The organism is Burkholderia sp. Se-20378 (genome assembly GCF_017104665.1).
Lineage (GTDB): Bacteria > Pseudomonadota > Gammaproteobacteria > Burkholderiales > Burkholderiaceae > Burkholderia > Burkholderia lata.
This window is the reverse complement of the sequence record NZ_JAAGPG010000510.1, coordinates 1-5894: the sequence shown is the minus strand read 5'-3', so window position 1 is coordinate 5894 and position 5894 is coordinate 1. Positions and strand designations below refer to the sequence as shown.

The following is a 5894-nucleotide window of genomic DNA, read 5'->3' as shown; positions in this document are numbered from 1 at the left end:
ACCGGGGCGGCGGCGGTGACCGCGGCGGTGGATTCGGCGGCCGGCAGCGGTTGCGCGCCGACCGTGCAGCACCAGAAGGCGACGAGCGTCGTGCAAAGCGGGCGCACCCGCGCCCAGCGGAAGGAAACGGTCGCTGTCATGGTGGAAATACCTGGCGTGATCGGGCGTCTGAGGCCTGCCGGGAGCAGGCAAGACCGAGAGATTACCGTGTTTTACAGGCGTAATGCGAGAGGCTGTTGCGTAGCCAGATGCGTCCGGAACGGCATTTTTTGACAATTCAGTCGCGAAAAAATCATCGGAATTGCCTAAAGTATCGGAACGATTTGCCGCTAAGTTCGTGATGGGGCGGCATGGACGCGCCGCTAAAATGTGGCGCGGCTGCCCTGGTCCGTTCGATTACAAAGGTTTGATATGTCGACACCGCTGTTCGGAAAGTTGTTTGCGCAACCCGTTGCGATCGACCCTGGAACGGCGAGTACGCGGATTTATACGCACGAACGCGGTGTGGTGCTGAACCAGCCGTCGGTCGTCTGCTTCCGCAAGGCCGGTGCCGGGGCGACCGACGCGCGGCCGACGCTCGAGGCCGTCGGCGAGCTCGCGAAGGCGCTGCTCGGCCGCGAACCGGGGCATCTCGAAGCCGTGCGGCCGATGCGGCACGGCGTGATCGCCGACGCGCACGCGGCCGAGCAGATGATCCGCAGCTTCATCGACATGTCGCGCACGCGTTCGCGCTTCGGCCGCCGCGTCGAGGTCACGTTGTGCGTGCCGTCCGACGCCACCGCCGTCGAGCGCCGCGCGCTCCGCGAGGCTGCGTTCGCCGCGGGTGTATCGGAGGTCGAACTGATCGAGGAATCGCTGGCGGCCGGGCTCGGCGCGGGCCTGCCGGTGACCGAGCCGGTCGGCTCGATGGTCGTCGATATCGGCGGCGGGACGACCGAAGTCGCGGTCATCGCGCTCGGCGGCATCGTCTACCGCGAGGCGATTCGCGTGGGCGGCAACCAGTTCGACGCGGCGATCGTCAACCATGTGCGCAACCTGTATGGCGTGCTGCTCGGCGAGCAGACGGCCGAGCACGTCAAGCAGACGATCGGCTCGGCCACCACCGCGGTGCCGCGCAGGTCGACGCGCGCGGTCGGGCGGGGTGTCGGCGACGGCCTGCCGCGCTCGATCGAGCTGTCCAACCACGATGTGGCGGACGCGCTGGTCGCGCCGCTCAAGCAGGTGATCGGCGCGGTGAAGTCGGTGCTGGAGAACGCGCCGGCCGAGCTCGTGACCGACATCGCGAATCGCGGCGTGGTGCTGACGGGCGGCGGCGCGCTGCTCGCGGATTTCGAACGCCTGCTGTACGACGAGACGGGGCTCGTCGCCCGGATCGCCGACGAGCCGGCCACCTGCGCGGTGCGCGGCGCAGGCGAGGCGATGGGGCGGCTCACGATGTGCCAGGTCGACTGACCCGCGTCGTGCCGGGCCGTGCATCTCGGCGCGGCCATTCACACTCTTTCGATCTCCATATTGCGTCCCTGCTTTGCCGGGCACGCTGCTCCGGTTGCCTTGCCGGAAGGCCGGCTGCCGTCCGGCATCGGTCCGTCGCGTGGACACCCGAACGCGCACCGTGCTAGCGTTACGCGCCCGTCCGGGGCCGGGCATGCCGCTACGCCCGACGACCTGAGAGACCGAAAACCTTGAAAAACCACACCAAACGGGGCTTGTTGGCCCGCATGGGCCGCCTGCTGGCCGCCGTCGCTTGCCTCTGGATCGTCGCGGCCGTTGCGCTCGTCGCGTACGGGATGCGGATGCCGAGCGAGCCGGCCGACGTCGCCGTGATCTTCGGCAACGCGCTCGACGAGGCCGGTGCGCCGAAGCCCGTGCTCGCCGCCAGGCTCGACGTGGGCGTGCGCTGCTACCGCACGGGGCAGTGCCCGGCGTTCCTCGTCAGCGGCGCGATCGACGGCCCCGGGCTGAACGAGGCGACCGCGATGCGCGACTATCTCGTGGCGCGTGGCGTGCCGGCCGACCGGATCACCGTCGACGACCAGGGCGACAACACGCTCGCGACTGCGCAGCACACCCTCGCATACCTGCAGGCGCACCGCCAGTCGCGCGTGCTGATCGTCAGCCAGTATTACCACCTCGCACGGGCGCGCCTCGCGTTCGAGCGCGTCGGCATCGCGCGGGCGGACATCTCCGCCGCGTATCCGCGCCGCTTCCAGTTGCGCGATGTCTATTCGAGCTGGCGCGAAGTGCCGGCGTACGCGGTGTATGCGGTGCGGCTGTGGGTGAATCCCGATGCACGGCCGGTTTCGTTCCGGCCGATGCTTTATCTGATGAGCCTGTTTTCGTAACGAGGTGCGGGCCTTTCGCTCGATGCACGATGGACATCGAAAGGGTCGGGTAAATGCCAGACATGTTTCTTTTGTCTGACGAATGGCGGCGCACGGATTATCTGGTTTCGATATTTTCCCGCGGTATATATCTTGCGTTGCAACAAACGGCGACGATAATCGCACTGATATCAGTGTTTTCACGGATGTATCGATTCCATTGATTTTTGAGAAATATCAAATGGGATGACAAACGGCATGCGAAGTTACCTGTCTGAAGCGCTCCGATAAGTAAAAAATGCGCGCTTGCTGCACCCTGATCTGAAAGGGAAAAGATCGACTGGCAAAGCCTGTTCTTTTGATATAGCCTTGTCTGACAAAAAGCCGGGCGGTAATCAAATCAACCAGAAAATCGCTGCAGAAAAACAGGGGCCACCGACATGTCATTCGACTAGTTTCACGCCTGCCTTTCAGGGCCAAATAAAGATTCGTCCATGAATTAGCCGACGTCGCATCGCGACAGCCGGAGTGCACGCTTTTGTCCGCAGATTTTCTGCGGTCGATCGTTTCGTTTCACGGTAATGCCCATTCCAATAACGAGCCAATAACGAGGGAAAGCATGAATCTTGCGCGTTCGAAAAAAGCCGGCGAGCCATTTCCGAAATTGCTGTTGCCGACGGGTGTTTTTCTGGCGCTGTCCGGCGCCGGTATCGTGCCCGCCTATGCGACCTGTTCCACGGCTGGCACCACGGTGACCTGTTCCGGGGTCGCCAACCCGCTGGCGCCGAACTACTCGAACAGCGCGAACAATATCCATGCGACCGTCAACGCCGGCGCGAGCGTTGGCGTGCTGCTCGGCGTCGGTGGCACCGCAATGTCGCTGACGGGCAACAATACCCAGCTGACCAACAACGGCACGATCGACCCGTCGGCGCTCGGCACCGGGCTCGGCGTGCTGTCGAGCGGCACGGTGATCGGCAACTCGGCGGCGAGCGCCGGCACCACCGTCATCAACAACGGCACGATGAACGGCTCGACCGGGGTCGCGATCAGCGGCGTGACGGGCATGGCGCTGTCGGTCCAGAACGGCACCGGCGGCACGTCGACGATCAACAACACCGGCACGATCGGCTCGAACCCGCTGGTCGGCGCGACCCTCACCGGCGCGGATGCGCCTGTGGTCGCCGCATACGGCGGCGCCACGGTCAACATGACGAACAGCGGGACGATCACGGGGCGTGTGTCGCTCGGTACGAACGGTACGCCGGGGGCGGGCAACTCGTTCGTCAACTCGGGCACGATCAACGGCAGCGTGTCGATGGGCGCGAACAGCACGAACTCGTTCACCGCGGTGACGGGCTCGTCGGTCAACACGGCGGGCGGCACCGGGGGCGCGCTCAACATCACGGTCGGCCCGGTCACGCTCGGTGTCGCGGCGACGGGCACGGTCGATGGCGGCGCGGGCGGCGACAACACGCTCAAGCTGCAGCAGGGGGCCGGTGCGAACGGCACGATCGCGGCCAACAACTACATCAACTTCAATCACCTGAACGTCCAGAGCGGCAACTGGACGATCAACGGTGCGTCGACCGCGCAGGACGCGACGCTGGCGGGCGGCACCGCGATCATCAACAACAACGCGTCGCTCGGCACCGGCACCATCACGGCCACCGGCGGCGCGCTGCAGGCAGGTACCGCCGGGCTCAACGTCAGCAACGACGTGACGCTCAACGCGGGCGGGCTGACGGTGCAGGGCGCGACCGGGCTCACGCTGTCGGGCACGGTGTCGGGCGGCGGCGCGCTGACGAAGAACGACAGCGGCACGCTGACGCTGTCCGGCGCGAACAACTACACGGGCGGCACGAACCTGAACGCGGGCGGCATCGTCGTCGGCAACAACGCGTCGCTCGGCACCGGCGCGCTGAACGTCAACGGCTCGGCCACGCTCGATTCGAGTACGAACACGACGCTCAACAACACCGTCAATCTCGCCACAGGCACGACGCTGACGGTCGGCGGCAGCAACAATCTCGGGCTGGCCGGCAGCATCAACGGCAACGGCGGCCTCGTGAAGAACGGCGCGGCGACGCTGACGCTGAGCGGCGCGAACACCTACACCGGCGACACGACGATCAACAGCGGCACGCTCGCGCTGGGCGCGGGCGGGAGCCTGGCGGCGTCCGGCACGGTGAACCTGACCGGCGCGGGCGCGACGTTCGACATGAGCAACGCATCGGGCACGCAGACGGTCGGCGCGCTGGCGGGCTCGGCCGGCACGAACGTGAACCTCGGCGGCAATTCGCTGACGCTGAGCGGCAGCGGCAATGCGACGTACGCCGGCTCGATCGGCGGCACGGGCGGCGTCACGCTGGCGGGCACCGGTACGCAGACGCTGTCCGGCGCGAACACCTACACGGGCGGCACGAACCTGAACGGCGGCAACCTCGTCGTCGGCAGCAATACGTCGCTCGGCAGCGGCGCTGTGAACGTCAACGGTCCGGCGACGCTCGATGCGACCACCAACGTGTCGCTTGCGAACAATGTCAACGTCGCCACCGGCACGACGCTGACGTTCGGCGGCAGCACCAATCTCGGACTGAGCGGCACGGTCTCGGGCGGCGGCGGTCTCGTGAAGAACGGCGCGGCGACCGTGACGCTGTCCGGCGCAAACAACTACACCGGCGGCACGACGTTGAATGCCGGCGGCCTCGTGCTCGGCAACAACGCGGCGCTCGGCACCGGCGCGCTGACCGTCGGCGGCGCGGCGACGCTCGATACGAGCACGAACCTGTCGGTCAACAACGCAGTCAACCTCGCTACCGGTTCGACGCTGACACTGGGCGGCAGCAACGGCCTCACGCTGAACGGCGGCATCACTGGCGCGGGCGGTCTCGTGAAGGACGGTGCGGCGACGACGACGTTGACGGCCGTGAACACCTACACGGGCGGCACGACGGTCAATGCGGGCACGCTCGCGATCAGCGGGGGCGGCAGCCTCGCGGCGACCGGCGCGGTGAACCTGGCCGGCGCGGGCGCGACGCTCGACGTGAGTGCCGCGACCAATGCGCAGTCGATCGGCGCGCTGTCGGGTGTCGCCGGCTCGGCCGTGAACCTCGGCGGCAACGGACTGACACTGGGCGGGACCGCCAGCGGCACCTTCAGCGGCGTGATCGGCGGCACCGGCGGCCTCACGCTGGCCGGCACCGGCACGCAGACGCTGAATGGCGCGAGCACCTACTCGGGCGGCACCAACCTGAACAGCGGCAGCAGCGTCGTGCTCGGCAACAACGGTGCGCTCGGCAGCGGCACGGTGAACGTCGCAGGCACCGCGACGCTCGACACCAACACGAGCGTGTCAGTCGCCAACGCGGTCAATCTCGGCAACGGTTCGACGCTGACGCTGGGTGGCAGCAATGCGCTCGCGTTGAGCGGCGGCATTTCCGGCGCGGGCGGTCTCGTGAAGAATGGCCCGGCGACCACGACGCTGAATGGCGCGAACACCTACACGGGCGGCACGACGATCAACGCGGGCACGCTGGCGGTGGGCGCGGGCGGCAGCCCACCGGCGCACGG

3 protein-coding genes are annotated in these 5894 nt (G+C 67.0%); all 3 read left to right on the top strand.

The genetic code is table 11. From position 1 onward, the window contains the following. Positions 1–411 precede the first annotated feature (411 nt). Positions 412–1452, top strand: a complete 1041-nt coding sequence (locus G3N93_RS32495; protein WP_174936850.1) for a rod shape-determining protein — start codon at positions 412–414, stop codon at positions 1450–1452. 230 nt (positions 1453–1682) lie between these two features. Beyond that, a complete protein-coding gene (locus G3N93_RS32490; RefSeq protein ID WP_174936852.1) occupies positions 1683–2342 on the top strand; it encodes a YdcF family protein in 660 nt (219 codons plus the stop codon). A 598-nt stretch (positions 2343–2940) separates the two neighbouring features. Then, the coding region (locus G3N93_RS32485; RefSeq protein WP_206134798.1) for an autotransporter-associated beta strand repeat-containing protein at positions 2941–5894 on the top strand (2954 nt) is incomplete at its 3' end.